15 protein-coding genes are annotated in these 16,286 nt (G+C 70.0%); 6 read left to right on the top strand and 9 right to left on the bottom strand.

From position 1 onward, the window contains the following. Positions 1-262 precede the first annotated feature (262 nt). Complete coding sequence (locus F3T56_RS18465) at positions 263-1,240, top strand: helix-turn-helix transcriptional regulator (RefSeq protein WP_149826276.1); 978 nt, start codon at positions 263-265, stop codon at positions 1,238-1,240. A 378-nt stretch (positions 1,241-1,618) separates the two neighbouring features. Here the strand turns inward: F3T56_RS18465 and F3T56_RS18470 are convergent, their stop codons facing one another. Further along, entirely contained in the window at positions 1,619-2,617 is a 999-nt protein-coding gene (locus F3T56_RS18470) for a sigma-70 family RNA polymerase sigma factor (RefSeq protein WP_149826277.1), read from the bottom strand. 202 nt (positions 2,618-2,819) lie between these two features. Here F3T56_RS18470 and F3T56_RS18475 point away from each other — a divergent pair, with 202 nt between their 5' ends. After that, complete coding sequence (locus F3T56_RS18475) at positions 2,820-3,395, top strand: GNAT family N-acetyltransferase (protein WP_149826278.1); 576 nt, start codon at positions 2,820-2,822, stop codon at positions 3,393-3,395. 24 nt (positions 3,396-3,419) lie between these two features. On the opposite strand, the gene F3T56_RS18480 is transcribed toward F3T56_RS18475, so the two are convergent. The 3 genes from F3T56_RS18480 to F3T56_RS18490 all read right to left on the bottom strand — a co-directional run bounded on the left by F3T56_RS18480 (position 3,420) and on the right by F3T56_RS18490 (position 5,345). Continuing rightward, complete coding sequence (locus F3T56_RS18480; protein WP_149826279.1) at positions 3,420-3,770, bottom strand: DUF1330 domain-containing protein; 351 nt, start codon at positions 3,768-3,770, stop codon at positions 3,420-3,422. A 112-nt stretch (positions 3,771-3,882) separates the two neighbouring features. Continuing rightward, positions 3,883-4,335 carry an SRPBCC family protein gene (locus tag F3T56_RS18485; protein WP_149826280.1) on the bottom strand — a complete coding sequence of 151 codons (453 nt, stop codon included), beginning with the start codon at positions 4,333-4,335 and terminating at the stop codon, positions 3,883-3,885. Between the two features lie 224 nt (positions 4,336-4,559). Further along, positions 4,560-5,345, bottom strand: a complete 786-nt coding sequence (locus F3T56_RS18490; protein WP_149826281.1) for a dioxygenase family protein — start codon at positions 5,343-5,345, stop codon at positions 4,560-4,562. 209 nt (positions 5,346-5,554) lie between these two features. On the opposite strand from F3T56_RS18490, the gene F3T56_RS18495 reads away from it, so the two are divergent. Beyond that, complete coding sequence (locus tag F3T56_RS18495; RefSeq protein WP_172639006.1) at positions 5,555-6,094, top strand: MarR family winged helix-turn-helix transcriptional regulator; 540 nt, start codon at positions 5,555-5,557, stop codon at positions 6,092-6,094. A gap of 49 nt (positions 6,095-6,143) precedes the next feature. Here the strand turns inward: F3T56_RS18495 and F3T56_RS18500 are convergent, their stop codons facing one another. Both F3T56_RS18500 and F3T56_RS18505 read right to left on the bottom strand, forming a co-directional pair. After that, a complete protein-coding gene (locus tag F3T56_RS18500; RefSeq protein WP_149826282.1) occupies positions 6,144-7,688 on the bottom strand; it encodes an MFS transporter in 1,545 nt (514 codons plus the stop codon). A 171-nt stretch (positions 7,689-7,859) separates the two neighbouring features. Then, complete coding sequence (locus tag F3T56_RS18505; protein ID WP_149826283.1) at positions 7,860-8,504, bottom strand: TetR/AcrR family transcriptional regulator; 645 nt, start codon at positions 8,502-8,504, stop codon at positions 7,860-7,862. Between the two features lie 300 nt (positions 8,505-8,804). Here F3T56_RS18505 and F3T56_RS18510 point away from each other — a divergent pair, with 300 nt between their 5' ends. From F3T56_RS18510 to F3T56_RS18520, 3 genes are all read left to right on the top strand, one after another. Continuing rightward, the gene (locus tag F3T56_RS18510) at positions 8,805-10,145 is read left to right on the top strand and encodes a M6 family metalloprotease domain-containing protein (RefSeq protein WP_149826284.1); all 1,341 of its coding nucleotides are present in this window, start codon (positions 8,805-8,807) and stop codon (positions 10,143-10,145) included. 495 nt (positions 10,146-10,640) lie between these two features. Then, a complete protein-coding gene (locus F3T56_RS18515) occupies positions 10,641-12,335 on the top strand; it encodes an IclR family transcriptional regulator domain-containing protein (protein WP_149826285.1) in 1,695 nt (564 codons plus the stop codon). A 317-nt stretch (positions 12,336-12,652) separates the two neighbouring features. Further along, on the top strand, positions 12,653-13,381 hold the full coding sequence (locus F3T56_RS18520) for a TetR/AcrR family transcriptional regulator (protein ID WP_149826286.1): 729 nt from the start codon (positions 12,653-12,655) through the stop codon (positions 13,379-13,381). A 66-nt stretch (positions 13,382-13,447) separates the two neighbouring features. Here F3T56_RS18520 and F3T56_RS18525 read toward each other — a convergent pair whose 3' ends face one another. From F3T56_RS18525 to F3T56_RS18535, 3 genes are read right to left on the bottom strand one after another with little or no spacing between them, the layout of a single operon-like run. Beyond that, complete coding sequence (locus tag F3T56_RS18525) at positions 13,448-14,278, bottom strand: ABC transporter permease (protein WP_246203688.1); 831 nt, start codon at positions 14,276-14,278, stop codon at positions 13,448-13,450. A 2-nt stretch (positions 14,279-14,280) separates the two neighbouring features. Then, positions 14,281-15,111 carry an ABC transporter permease gene (locus tag F3T56_RS18530; protein ID WP_425473587.1) on the bottom strand — a complete coding sequence of 277 codons (831 nt, stop codon included), beginning with the start codon at positions 15,109-15,111 and terminating at the stop codon, positions 14,281-14,283. A gap of 3 nt (positions 15,112-15,114) precedes the next feature. Then, entirely contained in the window at positions 15,115-16,206 is a 1,092-nt protein-coding gene (locus F3T56_RS18535; RefSeq protein WP_149826339.1) for an ABC transporter ATP-binding protein, read from the bottom strand. Between the last annotated feature and the right edge of the window lie 80 nt (positions 16,207-16,286).

Raw genomic sequence — 16,286 nt, forward strand, 5'->3', positions numbered from 1 at the left:
GTTCGCCTCCGACTGATCCGGATCCGATGTGATGCGATGCCCGATTCTGTGGGTTCGCTCGGAGGCTACGCCCGGATTTCCGAAAAGTAAACAGGTTCGGGCATGGAATGGACACGAACGGGCGCTTCGACCAACAAGAGGCAGAGCGAAGCAGGAGTAGGCCAGATCTCGTCCTATATATCCGGCACCCTCGACTCATGACGACGACAAGCAGGACGAGGCTCAGGACGAAAGGCACACCCCCGGCCGGAAAGGGGCTCTCATGACCACCGACACCCCCGCCCGGCTCCTCCAGCTCCTCTCCCTCCTCCAGACGCCCCGGGAGTGGCCGGGGGGCGAGTTGGCCGATCGGCTCGGGGTTTCGCGGCGTACCGTCCGGCGGGACATCGACCGGCTGCGGGAGCTCGGCTATCCGGTGCAGGCGACCAAGGGGGCCGACGGGGGGTATCGGCTGGTGGCGGGGAAGGCGATGCCTCCGCTTGTGCTCGACGACGAGGAAGCCGTGGCGATCGCGGTGGGGCTGCGGGCCGGGGCCGGGCACGCCGTGGAGGGGGTGGACGAGGCGTCCGTGCGGGCGCTTGCCAAGCTCGAACAGGTGCTGCCCTCGCGGCTGCGTCACCGGGTTGCCACGTTGCAGGCCGCCACCACCCCGCTGACCAGCGGCGACGGGGCGACCGTCGCGCCCGGGACGCTGACCGTGATGGCCTCGGCGGTGGCGGGCCAGGAGCGGCTGCGTTTCGCCTACCGCTCCGGCGACGGCACGGACTCGCGCCGCCACTGCGAGCCGTATCGGCTGGTCTCGACCGGCCTCCGCTGGTATCTCGTCGCGTACGACCTCGACCGCGCCGACTGGCGCACCTTCCGCGTCGACCGGGTCACCGAACCCTTCGCCACGGGCGCCCGGTTCGCGCCACGCGAGCTGCCGACGGGGAGCGCGGAGGAGTACCTGAGGCAGTCGATGTACCACCAGCAGGAGACGTACGAGTTCGACGTCACGTTCGCCGCGCCCGTGGAGTTCATCGCGGCCCGGCTCCCGCGCTGGTTCGGCGCGCCGGAGCCCATCGACGAACACAGCTGTCGGCTGCGGGGCTCCTCCGGCGGCTCCATGGAATGGCTGGCGGTGCGGCTCGCCCACATCGAGTGCGAGTTCACGGCGCATGAGCCACCGGAACTCGTCCGTTACGTACGGGAGTTGGGCGCGCGTCTGACGCGGGCGGCGGGTGGCGGGCGGCGCGACTGACGTGCGCTGACGACGATGACGACAAAAGGAGCCGGGCTCCGGCGCCGGGGGGGGGGAGGCGCCGAAGCCCGGCTCTGGGAGAGTCCCGGCGCTGGGGGGAGAGCGTCGGGACTCGGCTTCGGTTGGCTCAGGTTGGCTCAAGAGCCTTGAGTACGGCGTACGACGGCTGCACTGGCTGCGTTGCGGCGCCCTCGACTCCCTCGGACTCCGGGTCCCGGGCCGGGCGGCTCCGGGCCCGGTGAAGTCTTGGGCTCGGAAGTCTTGTGCCCCGGGATCGGGGAGTTGAAGCGGCGTAGTACGGCCAAGGTTGTGGCCGACGTACGGCGGTACGCCAGCGCACGCCCCTGACCGTGCTCACCGCGTCGGGTCCGGCGGCGGTCAGGCCGCCGCGTCGAACCCCGTGTCCCGGGCGAGCTTCTTCAGTTCGAGCAGCGCGTGCTTCTCGATCTGGCGGATCCGCTCGCGGGTGAGCCCGTGCTCCTTGCCGACCTCCGTGAGGGTGCGCTCGCGGCCGTCCTCGATGCCGTACCGCATCTTGATGATGGAGGCCGTGCGCTGGTCGAGCCGCCCGATGAGACTGTCGAGCTCCTCGCTGCGCAGCAGCGTGAGCACGGACTGCTCGGGCGAGACGGCCGAGGTGTCCTCCAGCAGGTCGCCGAACTGGGTCTCGCCCTCGTCGTCGACGGACATGTTGAGGGAGACCGGGTCGCGGGCCCAGTCGAGTACGTCGCTGACGCGCTCCGGGGTGGAGCCGAGCTCGGTGGCGATCTCCTGGGGCTCGGGCTCGCGCCCGTGTTCACGGTTGAACTCGCGCTGGACGCGCCGGATCCGCCCGAGCTCCTCGACCAGGTGGACGGGCAGCCGGATGGTCCGCGACTGATCGGCTATCGAACGGGTGATGGCCTGACGGATCCACCAGGTGGCGTAGGTCGAGAACTTGAAGCCCTTGCGGTAGTCGAACTTCTCCACCGCGCGGACCAAGCCGGCGTTGCCCTCCTGGATGAGGTCGAGCAGGGGCAGGCCGCTGCGCGGATACCGCCGGGCCACGGCCACCACCAGCCGCAGGTTCGACCGTATGAAGATGTCCTTGGCCCGCTCGCTGTCGGCGACGAGGGCCTGAAGCTCCTCACGGGTGGCGTCCGCCCTGGCCTCCTCCTTGCCGTCGAGGATCTGCTGCGCGAACACACCCGCCTCGATGATCTGGGACAGCTCGACTTCCTTGGCGGCGTCGAGCAGCGGCGTACGCGCGATCTCGTCGAGGTACATGCCGACCAGGTCGCGGTCGGCGATCTCGCCGCCAGAGGCGCGAACGCTGCTTGCCGCGTCGCTCCCGCCGGAAGCGGACGAACGACGAGCGGCGACGGCACGGGTTGCCATGCGTGCTCCCTTGCGATGGTGGGCTGGCAGGGTCGTGTCTGGTCTACGTGGGTCTGCTGCGGCCGCGCGGACACTCTTCCGGCACTGTGCCGAGTGCCCGGCTTCCGAAGGAAACAACGACTGGAATCAGGACAGAATTCCCAAGCCGTCCCACTATTTTTCTGATCTTGCAGTACCCTGTGCCGTCACACGAGGAGGCCAGATGTCGTCGGAGTCCGAAGAGGTGCAGGTCAGACCGGGAGTCGAGGCCGACCTCACCGCCCTCACTGACATCTACAACCACTACATCCGTGAGACGTCGATCACATTCGATACCGCTGTCTTCACTCCGGAAGAGCGCCGCCCTTGGCTCCTCTCCCACCTTGAAGACGGACGACACCGCCTGATAGTTGCCACCACGGCGAACTATGAATTGGACGCAGCGGCGCGAAGCGCCTCGTTGAGGGGCGGTGGCCGGGAGACGGGTGGGCAGATTCTTGGGTACGCCACGAGCAGCGCGTTTCGCGCGAAGCCGGCGTACGGCACGTCCGTGGAGGTGTCGGCGTACCTGGCCCCGGACGCCGGCGGCCGGGGCGTGGGCACGCTCCTCTACAAGGCCCTGTTCGAGTCCCTCGCCGGAGAGGACCTCCACCGGGCGTACGCGGGCATAGTCCCGCCGAACGAGGCGTCGCGGCGGCTGCACGAACGCTTCGGCTTCCGGCACGTCGGTACGTACCGGGAGGTCGGCCGGAAGTTCGGGCGGTACTGGGATGTGGCCTGGTACGAGAAGGAACTGTGACGTCTGCTCGGACGTCCGCCCGCCTTACTCGGCAGCCTCCATCGCCTCCCTCATCGCCTTCGCGGTGGTGGTGGGGTCGTATCCCTCGGGAACGCCTTCGACCAGGATGATGTCGCCCTTGATGTGCCGCGCTCGCAGCGGCGCGATCTCCTGATACGCGGGCGAGTCCCACCACTCCCGCGCCTCGGCCATCCCGGGAAACCCGATCACCACAACCGCTCCCGGCCAGTTCCCCTCCTTCACCTCGTGCTGCGCGACGTGCACGAGGAAACGACCGCCGTACGGTTCGAAGGTCCCGGAGATCCGCTCGATGTACTCCGCGACCTCCGGGTGCGGGGCGGCGTCCTGGAGGTGGGCTATGGCGTAGGCGGGCATGGCGTCCTTCCGGTCGGTCGGGCGGGCAGTCACTCCGTACGTACGCGGATGAGCCTGCCAGGCGCACAGGCGGGCGTCGATGACATGACAGGTAATGGCCGATCGGCGAGGGTCAGTCCCCCGCCTTCTCGGCGAGGAAGGTGCTCAGGCTGTCGAGCAGCATCGTGCTGCCCTGCTCGGCCATGTCACGTTCCTCGGCGGTGTCGCAGGTCTGACGGAGCACGATCTCGGTCCGGTGACTGCCCCGCTCACCGAGCTCCATGCCCATGACGGCGGGCGCGGCCTTGCCGGGGACGTCCATGCCGATCACCAGCCGGCTGTTCTCGTCGACCTCGACATAAGTGCCGGTCAGCGGGAACTGCCCGCCGTCGGGCGTGACCATCGTGGCCTTCCACGCCCCACCCGGCCGCACATCCATCTCCACGGACCCGGCTACGGCGCCCGCCCACCGCGCGTACTGCTCGGCGCTCGTCCAGGCCCGCCACACCTTCGCCGCGGGGGCGTCCAGCGTCCGGCTCAGCGTGTAGGAGAAGCCGCCTGCCTCGGTGGTCTGCTCGGTGCTCATGTTCCGTCTCCTCGTGTCGCTCGGGGTTGCAGTCACACCGGTAGACGGCCGAGGGCGCGGAAAGTCATCGGTGTAGTGCCGTCTCGGCTCCCACGGACTGCCTTCCTGGTGCGGATGCGGGCCAGGAGGGCGAGGAGGTGCGGTTCAGGCCGTACGAGATAGGCATGTGCATGGCGAGCCCATACGGTGCGGCCGGGGCCGGAGTTGTGGGCGCGCAACCGTGGCTACCCGAACTGCACCGACCGCTTCGCCAACCCGCCCCAGAAGCCGTCGATCACGGACTTCTGGGCGTCCAGTTCGCCGGAGGCCTCTGCCGCGCCCATCGTGACGAAGAGGGGGGCGAAGTGTTCGGTGCGGGGGTGGGCGAGGTGGCCGGCCGGGGACTTGTGGAGGAAGTCGAGGAGGGCGTCCCAGTCTCGGGATTCGAGGGCTCGGTGGCCCCAGTCGTCGAACTCGGCCGACCAGGAGGGGGTGCCGGCCTGGCGGAGTGCGGCGAGGTTGTGGGTGAAGAAGCCGGAGCCGACGATCAGGACGCCCTCGTCCCGCAGGGGCGCGAGCTTGCGGCCGATGTCCATCAGCTTCAGGGGGTCCAGGGTCGGCATGGAGATCTGGAGGACCGGGATGTCGGCTTCCGGGTACATCTCGACCAGGGGGACGTACGCGCCGTGGTCGAGGCCTCGGTCGGGGATGTCCTGGACGGGGGTGCCGGGGGCCTGGAGGAGTTTGCGGACCGCGGCTGCCAGGGCGGGGGCGCCCGGGGCTCCGTACTGGACCTTGTAGTAGTGCTCGGGGAAGCCCCAGAAGTCGTAGACCAGGGGGACCGGGTCGACCGCGCCCAGAGCCAGCGGGGCCTCCTCCCAGTGGGCGGAGACCATCAGGATCGACTTGGGGCGGGGCAGGGTCGCGGACCACGCGGCGAGTTCGCCGGGCCAGATGGGGTCGTCGGCGAGAGGTGGCGCGCCGTGGCTCAGATAGAGGGTGGGCATGCGCTCGGCGGTGGCGGCGGACATAGGGGTGACTCCCTCAACACACGCGACACGCATGGCACTTGTGACTATGCATGACACATATGCCTCAGCGGGCACAGCGGTCGCTTCTGGCACTTGAGAACACTTGAGACTTCTCCCCACTCCCCCGTAGTTGAAGTCTCAACATTTCTTGCTTCACCTTACATCTCTATAGTTCAAATTTCAAGGAGGGGGCTCGTACAGTGGGGGGTATGAACCCCGCATCCGACATGGCGAACGACATGGTGACCGACACCGCCGCCGCCCAAGAACCCCGCTGGCTCACCGACGAGGAGCAGCGCACCTGGCTCGCATACGTGCATGCCACAACCCTTCTCGAGGACCATCTCGACCGCCAGTTGCAGCGCGACGCGGGCATGCCGCACCTCTACTACCACCTGCTCGTGGTGCTGTCGGCCCAGCCGCAGCGGCGGCTGCGGATGACCGAGCTGGCGATGAAAACGAAGATCACGCGCTCGAGGCTGTCGCACGCCGTGGCGCGGCTGGAGAAGAACGGGTGGGTGCGGCGCGAGGACTGCCCGTCGGACAAGCGCGGGCAGTTCGCGGTACTGACGGACGGGGGGCAGGAGATGTTGGACAAGAGCGCGCCGGAGCATGTGGCCGCGGTGCGGCAGGCGTTGTTCGACCGGTTGTCGCCCGGACAGCAGAAGGCCCTCGGCGAGATCATGGAGATCGTCGCCGAGGGACTTCAGCCGAAGGAAGTGGGGGCGGATTTGCCTTGGTTGCGGTAACGCTCGGCTGGGTTGGCCGGGGAGCGCCGTAGGACTACCGGTCAGCCGTTCAGTGCGCCACCACCGGCACCTTCACCTCCGCCTCCGCGCCCTCGTCCGTCGTCGACGTCATGTCCGGCTTGCCCGTGGTGATGAACGTGAAGGCGATCGCGGCCGACAGGACCAGGATGCCCACGGCGAACCAGATGGCGTTGGTGTAGCCGTTGACCATGCCTTGGAGTTCGACGAGTTGGGCGGCCGGCTTGGAGGTGGCCGTGGCGATGTGGTCCTCGATGTAGGAGGTCGTCGCGGAGGCGGCGATCGTGTTCAGCAGGGCCGTACCGATCGCGCCGCCCACCTGCTGGGAGGTGTTGACCATCGCCGACGCCACACCCGAGTCACGCGGCTCCACGCCGTACGTCGCCAGTGACATCGCCGGCATGAACGCCGTACCCATGCCGAGGCCGAGCAGCAGCTGGGCGGGCAGGAGCAGGGTGACGTACGAGGAGTCGATCTCCATCTGGGTGAGCAGGAGCATGCCCGCGCCCGCGACCAGGAAGCCCGGCGCCATCAGCAGGCGCGGTGCGACGCGGGTCATGAGGCGGGTGCCGATCTGGGTGGAGCCAATGATCATGCCCGTGATCATGGGGAGGAAGGCGAAGCCGGTCTTGACCGGGGAGTACCCCTTCACGATCTGCAGGTAGTAGGTCAGGAAGAGGAACAGGCCGAACATCGCGATGATCGCGAGGCCCAGGGAGAGGTAGACACCGCCGCGGTTCCGCTCCGTGATCACGCGCAGCGGCAGCAGCGGGGCCTTGACCTTGGACTCGACGAGCACGAAGGCGGCGAGCAGTACGGCGGAGGTGATGAACAGGGTGATCGTCACCGAGTCGCCCCAGCCGTCCGACTCGGCCCGTGTGAAGCCGTAGACCAGGGAGACCAGGCCGAGGGTGGACAGGACCACGCCGGGGATGTCGAGCGGTGAGCGGTTGCGGCCGCCCTCCGGCTCACGGATGACGAAGTACGCGCCGGCCGCCGCGATCACCGCGAACGGGATGTTGACGTAGAACGTCCAGCGCCAGTCCAGGTACTCGGTCAGGAAGCCGCCGAGGATCAGGCCCACGGCGCCGCCACCGCCGGCGATCGCGCCGTAGATGCCGAACGCCTTCGCCCGCTCCTTGGCGTCCGTGAACATCACGGCGAGCAGTGAGAGCGCGGCGGGCGCGAGCAGCGCGCCGAACGCGCCCTGGAGCGCGCGGGCGCCCAGCATCATCGCCTCACCGGTGGCCGCGCCGCCCAGCGCGGAGGCGCCGGCGAAGCCGATCAGGCCGGTGACGAAGGTGCGCTTGCGGCCCCACAGGTCGGCGATACGGCCGCCGAAGAGGAGGAGACCGCCGAAGGCCAGCGCGTACGCCGTGATGACCCACTGGCGGTTGCCGTCCGATATCCCCAGGTCCTGCTGGGCGGACGGGAGGGCGATGTTCACGATGGTCGCGTCTAGCACGACCATCAGCTGGGCGAGCGCGATGAAGACGAGCGCTTTCCAGCGGTTCGAGTGCGCGTGCGAGTCGTCCACCGGGGACGGCTCGCGGACGCTGCGGACTGTTTCAGACATGGGGGTACCCACTTCAGGCTTCGGACTTCGTGACGGAAGTAACTTCGTGACGGAAATATCGGTATCGGTGGTGAAAAGGGTGCGCTGAACGGTGCGGCAAAGGGCGTCGAGAGGCAGCGGCTCGTCGCCGTTGACGGCCGCGGGTGGGCGGGTCAGGTCAGGTGGGCGTGGTCAGGCCTGGCGCAGGTCCTCCATGGTCATGGGGGTGCCGGGCAGTGTGGAGTGGGCCGGGGCGCGCAGGCCGTCGAGGAACAGCTGCAGGTGGCGGTGGAGGAAGCGGTCGATCCCCGCGCACACGGTGCCGGCCGGAGGGCGGCTGAGCTGGCTGACGGCGACCATCATGTCGCCGACGCCCACGTCGCCGCGGAGCTGCCCGGCCTGCCGGGCCCGCTCCATGAGCTCACCGACCAGCTCCTCCAGTCGTTCGCGCGACGCCTCCAGGTCCGGGTGGTGCTTCTCGAACGTGCTCTGCACCATCGGGCAGAGCGCGCTGATCCGCTCGTCGGCGGCGGTGTGCACGAAACGCGACAGCGCCTCGAACGCGTCACCGGTCTCGGCGAGCGCGCCCTCCGCCGCCAGCGCCGTACGGTCCATGACCGAGCAGACGACCTCCCGGACCAGTGCGTCGCGGTCCGGGAAGTTGCGGTACACCGTGGCGTTGCCGACGCCCGCCCGGCGGGCGATCTCGTCGAGCGGCACCTCGGGGCCGTACTCCACGAACATCTCCCGGGCGGCGGTGACGATCCGCTCCCGGTTGCGCAGGGCGTCGGCCCGCGGGCGGGTCACCTTGCGCTGCACGGGGGTGGCGGTCTTCACGGCGTACTCCTTGAGATCGGTCAGTCGGTCAGTCGGCCAGTCGGTCAGTCGGGCGGTGATCCGGGGATCGAATCCCCGGTTCGCTTCGACACCTGACTAAACGGGGAAACGGTCCCCGGTTATTTCCCGCCTCCCAAGAGATCTTCTGTGACCTGAGTCACAAGATCTCCGCAGATCTGCGTGCGGGCATGAAACCCACGTTCGGCCCTTCCAGCGCGCGCCCCCACGCCCCTCGACACAGGGTGATCGAGAGGGCGCAGCCTCTTCCCCGGCGGCTGCCGTGGAGTGAAGGGCTCGTGCATGCAGCAGCCGTTCCGCCGACATGGGATACGGCAGGGGGTGCGCCACGGGGTACGACATGCGATACCCCGGCGTCGGATACGCCCGCGCCGCGCCATCGCACTCGCCTCCGTCACCGCCCTCACGCTCGCGGTCAGCACCTCCGCCGGAACCGGGCACCTCACCGCCAAGCCGACCACGTCCGCGGAGGCCACGCCGCTGGCGTCCCGCGGTACGACGCAGCTCGGCCCCTGCATGATCCGCGGCCGGGTCGGTGTGCAGATGTCGGAGGGGATACCGACCCCGCCCGGCTACTCCCGTTCCACCGGCACGGTCCGCGCCCTCAACCTGATGATCGACTTCTCGGACGTCCCCGGCGAGGGCAGCGCGATGGACCGGTTCGCGGAGTTCGCGCCGCAGACCCAGAGGTGGTTCAGGACGAGTTCGTACGGCCGTATCGACTACCGGCCCGAGGCCCCGGTCACCGAGTGGCTGCGGATGCCGAAGCCGTTCCACGCGTACGGGATAGAGCGCGGCGCCCCCTTCGAGCCGGGGTATCGCCGGCTGGTCCAGGATCTGGTGCGGGTCGCCGATCCGGTCGTCGACTTCCGGGCGTACGACCTGGTCAACGTCCTCGTCACGCCGAACGCGGGCCCCTCCGCCCTCGACACCGTCCTGTCGGTGACCTTCGCCGGGAACAAGGAGGCGCCGGTCGCGGACGGGAAGCCGGTCGCCAACGCCTCGTTCGTCTACAGCCGTCAGGACGACGGTTCCGGTTCGTACGACGAGACCGGTTACCGCGTCCTCCCCCACGAGAACGGCCATGTCTTCGGACTGCCCGACCTCTACACCCACGAGGGCGGCGGCGCGGTCGGGCACTGGGACATCATGAGCGAGGACTGGGGCGTCGACAACGATCTGCTCGGCTGGCACAAGTGGAAGCTCGGCTGGCTCGACGCGGCCCAGGTCGGCTGCGCTTCGGCGCCCGGGACGGCCGAGTACACGCTGACCCCGCTGGCCACCACCGGCGGCGGGAAACTCGTCGTCGTCCCGCTCGACTCCCGTACGGCATACGCGGTCGAGCTGCGCACCCGGGCGGGCAACGACGTCGCCGTGTGCCGCCCCGGCGTCCTCGTCTACAAGGTCGACGCGGACATCGACACCGGCAACGGCCCCATCAAGGTGTACGACTCCCGCCGCGACAGCGGAGGCTGCACCCGCAGCCCGAACGTCCACGCCGAACTCTCCGACGCCCCGTTCGTCCCTGGGGATGCCTTCAAGGACGTGCGGGCGGGCGTCGAGATCACGGTTACGGAGGTGGATGCCGCGGGGAACCATCGGGTGCGGGTGATGAGGCGGTAGGACGAGACGAGGTCCAGGGGCCAGGGGGCCGGGGTGTCCGTAGCCGACTCGGCCGGGGCAGCGGTGACGGGCTCGACCGGGGGTGGTGGCTGGCTCGACCAGGCGCAGGAGCGGGCTCGGCGGGGCAGCGGTGACGGGCTCGACCGGGCGGCGCGAGCAGGCCGGGCAGGAGGCAGGAGCAGGCCCGGCCAGAGGCGGTGACAGGCCCGGCCGGGAGGCAGGAGCCGACTCGGCCGGGGTGGTGTGGGCTCGACCGGGCGGCGCGAGCAGGCCCGGCAGGAGGCAGGAGAGGGCCCGACCGGGGCAACGGTGACGGGCTCGGCGGGGCAGCGGGAGCAGGCTCGCCGGAGGCGGTGGCGGGCTCGGCCAGGCGGCAGGAGCAGGCTCCGACGGGGGCCGTAGCGGGCCCGACCAGGCGGCAGGAGCAGGCTCCGACGGGGGCCGTGGCGGGGCTCGGCCAGGTAACCGCATGCGAACGCGGTTTACGGTGGCCCCATGCTCCCGAACGCCATGAGCGGAGCCGTCGGCTCCGCGGTCTCCGCGCCCGTGCCCGACGAGGCCGTCGCCCCCCTCATGCGGGGGATCACCGTGCTGCGGCGGCTCACCGAGGCGGACGGGGCCCTGAGCCTCAGCGGGCTGGAGAAGGCCACCGGGCTCGCGCGTTCCACGGTCGACCGGATCACGGCGACGCTGGCCCGGATGGGATACGTACGGCTGGACGGCCGGGACGCGGTCCTCGCGCCCCGTCTGATGGAGCTGGGCAACGCCTATCTGGCCTCCATCCGGCTCCCCCGCCTGCTCGACGCATACGCGGACGCCCTCGCCGACGAGTTCGACGAGTCGGTGTCGCTCGCGGTCGGTGACCGGGACGGCATCCGGTTCATCCACCAGGCCACCCGGCGCCGCGCGATGTCCCTCAGCTTCCGTATCGGCGACCTCCTGCCCGCCGAACGCACCGCGCCCGGCCCGCTGTTCGCCACCGAGTGGGACGCCGCCGACTGGGCGCGGTGGCGGGCCCGGCGGGAGGCCGACCCCGAGGCCCGCGGGTTTCCGGCGGTGCCGCCGCGCGGCGGGGCGTACGACGACTTCGAGGCGCGTACGGCCGAGGCGGGCGCCCGGGGGTGGGCGCTGGACGACCAGTTGATCGAGCCGGGGCTGGTGGCGGTGTCCGTACCCGTACGGGAGCCGCGGACCGGGCGGGTCGCATGTGTGGCGAACGTCGTCAGCCACACCAGTCGGCACACCGCGGAGTCGCTGGGCTCGGCGCTGCTGCCGCGGCTGCGGGTGGCGGTGGCGGAGATGGAGGCCGAGTTGAAGCGGGATCGGGGGCCGCGGGTCGCCTCCGGCCCTTATGGCTCCGGGGCGGGCTCGGCTCCCTCCGGTCTCGCCGCCTGGACCAGTGCCTCCAAGCAGGAACTGGGCCGGGAGTTCATCGAGTCGCTCGCGCGTGGGCTGACCGTCATCACGTCCTTCGGGGAGGGGCGCGCCGAACTGACCCTCACGGATGTCGCCCAGGCCACCGGGCTCGCCCGGGCGACGGCCCGGCGGGCGCTGATCACCCTCGAACACCTCGGGTACGTCGAGTCGTACGACCGCGTCTTCCGGCTCACGCCCCGGGTGCTGGGCCTCGGCTTCCCTCCCCTGTCCATGCTTCCGCTGTCCCGTATCGCCGCCCCGCACCTGGCCGAACTCTCCGAGCGCGTCCACGACTCGGCGTCCCTCGCGATCCTCACCGGGGGTGGGGAGGAGGTGCAGTACACGGCGCGGGTCGCCACGAGTCGGGTGATGAGCGTCAACATCACGCTGGGGACGCGGTTGCCGGCGTATGCGACGTCGCTGGGCCGGGTGATGCTGGCGGATCTCCCTGAGCCGCGGCTTCCGGAGTTGCTTCCCCTGACCCCGCACACGATCACGGACCGGCGGGAGCTGCTGGCCCTGCTGGAGCGGGTGCGGTCCGACGGCTACGCCCTCGTCGACGGCGAGCTGGAGGAGGGGCTGCGCTCGATCGCCGTTCCGGTACGGGATGGGGGTGGGCGGGTCGTGGCCGCGGTGAACGTCGCGATGCACAGCAGTCGGCGGTCTGTCGAGCAGTGTGTGGCGGAGGTGCTGCCGGAGTTGCGGGCGGTGGTGGGGCGGATCGAGGCGGAGCTGCGGGTGGCGGGGAGGTTCCGGCGGGTGCCGGGGGTCTGAGCTGCTTTTTCCTCGCCCCCGCCGCCCCTTACTCGTCCCGTCCCGTCCCCAGAGGCTGCGCCCCTTCGACCCCCTGCGCGGGAGAGCTCGGTGGGTGGGGTGCGTTGGCGTGTGCGGGTGGGTCGTGGTTGCTCGCGCAGTTCCCCGCGCCCCTGGCTACCCGGGGGCGCCCCCTGGCTTCTAAGGGGCGCGGGGAACTGCGCGACCAGCCCCCACTCACCCGCAGCCGCCGCACGACCCCGCCCCCACCCCCGCCAGCTGCGCACACCGTACGCTGGGCGCTTAACCCGTACGCAGTGAAGGAGAGGGAGCGAGCCATGGCAACCGAGCAGCCCCGAGCGTTCCAGTCCGTGTGGACCCGGCCCCGGGCCGGGCGGGAGCAACCCGCGCTGAGCCGGGAGCAGATCGTGGCCGAGGCGCTGCGGCTGCTCGACGAGGAGGGCATCGACGCGCTGAGCATGCGCAAGCTCGGCGGCCGGCTGGGCGCCGGCGCCACCTCGCTCTACCGCCATGTAGCCAACAAGGACGAGCTGATCGAGCTGGCCGTCGACGAGATCTACGGCGAGATCGAGGTCTCCGCCTCCCCCGACCCGGCGAACTGGCGTACCGATATGACCCGTTGCGCCCACAGCCTGCGCGCGACGATCCTGCGCCACCCGTGGCTCGCGTCCGTACTCGGCGAGCTGGGCATGTCCTACCTCGGCACGAACTGGATGCGCGTCTCCGAGGCCATGCTGAACCTGCTGACCACCGCCCGTTTCCCGGCCGCCGAGGCCGACCGGGCGCTGTCCACCCTCGTCGCATACGTCACCGGCATGGCCACCAGCGAGGCCGCCTGGCTCAATGTCCTCGCCCGCAGCGGCCAGGACGAGCAGACCGCGGTCGAGCGTCTGTGGCCCGCCGCCGAGGAGGCCGCTCAGGACCACCCGCTGCTGCGCGAGAGCTACTCCGATCAGCGCGGGACGGACCCCCGGGCGGCCCGGGAGGAGGGGTTCCAGTACGGCCTCGACCGGGTGCTGGACGGGTTGGAGACGCGACTCAAGTAGCCGTTGAACGCGGCTCAAGGAGAACGCGGCCCAAGGAGAACGCGCCGGCCAACTCGCCCTACCCGCTCACCCGTTGACCCCCGTGTACTTGCCGAGGCTCCAGTTCCACAGCAGCCGCGACAGCACGAAGGCCGCGAGGCCGATGAGCGGTGAGGCCACGGCCAGCGCCTCCGGAACGCCCATGTCGCCGCCGTGGCCGGTCAGCACGCCGGCCGGGAAGTAGGCGATGAACGCGAGCGGGACGACGAAGGTGAACGCGGCGGAGACGGCCTTCGGAAGGATGCTGAGGGGGTAGCTGCCGAAGGTCCCCATCAGCTCCTCCAGCCACTGGCTCCAGTACGAGGTGGCCGGGAAGTGGAACGCGGCGGCGGCCAGGGCGGTGAAGAGCGCCGCCTCGACCAGCATGCCGCCGATCACCCCCGCCACCACGTACGCGATCCGCCCCGCCGTCCAGTCGAGCGAGCTCCGCTGGAGCGCGGCGACGAACAGCCCGACCGCGACGACCAGGTCACCGATGGCGTTGACCGGGAAGAAGTTCAGCTGGATCTGCCGGTAGACCGGCATGGGCCGGATCAGACAGGGGTCGACGATCCCTTCCTGGACGAGGATGTTCATGTACTGGACCCGGCCGAGGAAGAGCACGTACAGCCCGTGGGCCAGCATGCGCATGCTGGCGATCAGCAGCACGTCGGTGCTTGACCAGCCGCCGAGCCCGGGGAAGCGGGTCAGCAGCACCGAGGCGAAGACGATGATCGAGACCTGCCAGATGGCCCCGGTGGCGATCCCCAGCAGGAACTCGCCCCGGTACTCCAGCCGGGCCTTGAAGTTGAGCCTGGTGATCCGCCAGGCGACCCGCCACGAATGGAGGAAAGCGGTCATGGTCGTCCGAGTGGTCATGGTCATCCCCCCTGGGCCACGACACGTCGGCCGGCCCGGTCCCAGAGCCATCGGGTGAACAGGGCGAGCAGCACGATCCAGACGCCCTGGACCGCCATCTGGACGAAGGCGTCGTCGACGCCGATCCGTCCGACGTAGATGGAGAGCGGCACGCCGAGGGTCGCCTGGAACGGCAGGAACGCGCTCAGGGTGATGAACCAGTCCGGGAAGTACCAGAGCGGCGCGTACACACCGGAGAGCAGGTTCTGCGCGAAGACGAGGATGAGGAGGGCGGACTCGTTGCGCAGCGTCCAGAAGCACAGCAGGTCGACCAGCATCATCACGTAGTAGAGGACCAGTTGGCCGAGCAGCATGCTCACCGCGAAGACCGCGGCCACCTCGTACGAGGAGGGCGGGACCACGATTCCGACGGCGAGAGACAGCGCGTATCCGGCGAGCACCCAGCCGAAGCCGTACAGCTGGTCGCCGAGGGCGCGCAGGGCGTAGTAGCGCCGGGGGCTCATCGGCCGCAGGTACCAGTAGACGATCGTGCCGAAGTGGAGGTGCTGGATCACCGTGTCGCGGCCCGCGCGCCGGTCCAGGCCGCGGATCCGGTTCGCGAGCACGGCGAGTACGGCGTAGGTGACGGCCTGCGTCTCGTCGAGCCCGGCGCTGGAGTCGGTGTGCGCGTACAGCCCCCGCCAGAGGTAGACGACCAGGCACACCTGGACGAGGAGGCGCAGGGCGGTGGCGGTCATACGGGGAGGGGCGAGCAGTTCGCCCCGGGGGGTGATCGAGGCGATGTGCCGGCCCCGGGAGAGCAGGGTCATGGTGCTGGCAGTGTTCGCTGTCATGGCTCAGCCGCCTTGGGAGGCGGCTTGGACGGCGAATTCCTCGGTGGCCCCCTGGGCCGGTACGTCGCTGAGGTAGGCGGCGCGCATGACGTCTTCGAGGTCGTTCTCCTCCAGCGCCAGGTCGGTGACCTGGAACCGCGCGATGACCGCCTTGAGCGCCTCGTGCACGGTGGGGGCGTCGTCCCCGACCGGCCCGAACACGACGCGCGGGCCTTCGCGCCGCAGGACGCCGATGCCGGTGGTCCCGGGCAACAAGGCCGGTTCACCTCTCTGTTCGATCCGCTCGATCTCTTCCACATCGGCCGGGTCGGCGAGGGTCGCCCGTACCTGCCAGGTGCCACCGAAGCGCCGTCGGATCTCCTGGAGCGGGCCGTCGAGCACGATCCGGCCGTGGTTGATGAGGACGACCCGCTCGGCGAGCCGGGCGACCTCGGTCATGTCGTGCGTGGTCAGCAGGACGGTACGGTCCCGTTCCTCGACCTGGTGCCGCAGGAACCGCCGTACCTGCTCCTTGACCACCACGTCCATGCCGATGGTGGGCTCGTCGAGGAAGACGACGGGCGGATCGTGCAGGAGCGAGGCGGCCAGATCACAGCGGACCCGCTGCCCGAGCGACAGATGGCGGACGCGGGTGTCCCAGAACTCGGATAGTTCGAGCAGCCCGTCGAACTCGTCGATCCTGGCCCGGTACTGGTCCTCGGGCACCCCGTAGATGTCCCGCAGGATGCTGAACGACTCCCGGGCCGGCAGATCCCACCACAGCTGGGTCCGCTGGCCGAACACGGCCCCGATGTTGTGCGCGTTGCGCTCCCGGTCCCGGTGCGGGACGACTCCGGCGACGACGGCCTCACCGGAGGTGGGGGTCAGGATCCCGGTGAGCATCTTGATCGTGGTGGACTTCCCGGCCCCGTTCGGACCGAGCAGTGCGAGCAACTCGCCTCTGCCGACACGGAAGTCGACGTCCTGCACCGCGACTTTGGCCACGCGCTCCGGACTGACGAGCGACCTGAGCGCCCCGGCGAAGCCCGGCCGGCGCACGGTCGTGTGAAACACCTTGGACAGCCCGCGCGCCTCGATCACCGCGGTCAATGGCATCACGTCCGTTCACTTTTGTTCGAAATATCGAACACTGTCCGGCACAACGGCGGTAATGCTAGGGCTCGCGGGGCGGTCGA

The sequence above is a fragment of the Streptomyces tailanensis genome, assembly GCF_008386495.1.
Taxonomy (GTDB): Bacteria; Actinomycetota; Actinomycetes; order Streptomycetales; family Streptomycetaceae; genus Streptomyces; species Streptomyces tailanensis.

What these genes read in the sequence shown, in the direction of transcription:
- F3T56_RS18465 (WP_149826276.1), top strand. Translation starts at nt 263, where the DNA reads ATGACCACCGACACCCCCGCCCGGCTCCTCCAGCTCCTCTCCCTCCTC.
- F3T56_RS18490 (WP_149826281.1), bottom strand. Translation starts at nt 5,345, where the DNA reads ATGTCCGCCGCCACCGCCGAGCGCATGCCCACCCTCTATCTGAGCCAC.
- F3T56_RS18485 (WP_149826280.1), bottom strand. Translation starts at nt 4,335, where the DNA reads ATGAGCACCGAGCAGACCACCGAGGCAGGCGGCTTCTCCTACACGCTG.
- F3T56_RS18495 (WP_172639006.1), top strand. Translation starts at nt 5,555, where the DNA reads ATGAACCCCGCATCCGACATGGCGAACGACATGGTGACCGACACCGCC.
- F3T56_RS18475 (WP_149826278.1), top strand. Translation starts at nt 2,820, where the DNA reads ATGTCGTCGGAGTCCGAAGAGGTGCAGGTCAGACCGGGAGTCGAGGCC.
- F3T56_RS18535 (WP_149826339.1), bottom strand. Translation starts at nt 16,206, where the DNA reads ATGCCATTGACCGCGGTGATCGAGGCGCGCGGGCTGTCCAAGGTGTTT.
- F3T56_RS18480 (WP_149826279.1), bottom strand. Translation starts at nt 3,770, where the DNA reads ATGCCCGCCTACGCCATAGCCCACCTCCAGGACGCCGCCCCGCACCCG.
- F3T56_RS18470 (WP_149826277.1), bottom strand. Translation starts at nt 2,617, where the DNA reads ATGGCAACCCGTGCCGTCGCCGCTCGTCGTTCGTCCGCTTCCGGCGGG.
- F3T56_RS18520 (WP_149826286.1), top strand. Translation starts at nt 12,653, where the DNA reads ATGGCAACCGAGCAGCCCCGAGCGTTCCAGTCCGTGTGGACCCGGCCC.
- F3T56_RS18510 (WP_149826284.1), top strand. Translation starts at nt 8,805, where the DNA reads ATGCAGCAGCCGTTCCGCCGACATGGGATACGGCAGGGGGTGCGCCAC.
- F3T56_RS18515 (WP_149826285.1), top strand. Translation starts at nt 10,641, where the DNA reads ATGCTCCCGAACGCCATGAGCGGAGCCGTCGGCTCCGCGGTCTCCGCG.
- F3T56_RS18500 (WP_149826282.1), bottom strand. Translation starts at nt 7,688, where the DNA reads ATGTCTGAAACAGTCCGCAGCGTCCGCGAGCCGTCCCCGGTGGACGAC.
- F3T56_RS18530 (WP_425473587.1), bottom strand. Translation starts at nt 15,111, where the DNA reads ATGACAGCGAACACTGCCAGCACCATGACCCTGCTCTCCCGGGGCCGG.
- F3T56_RS18525 (WP_246203688.1), bottom strand. Translation starts at nt 14,278, where the DNA reads ATGACCACTCGGACGACCATGACCGCTTTCCTCCATTCGTGGCGGGTC.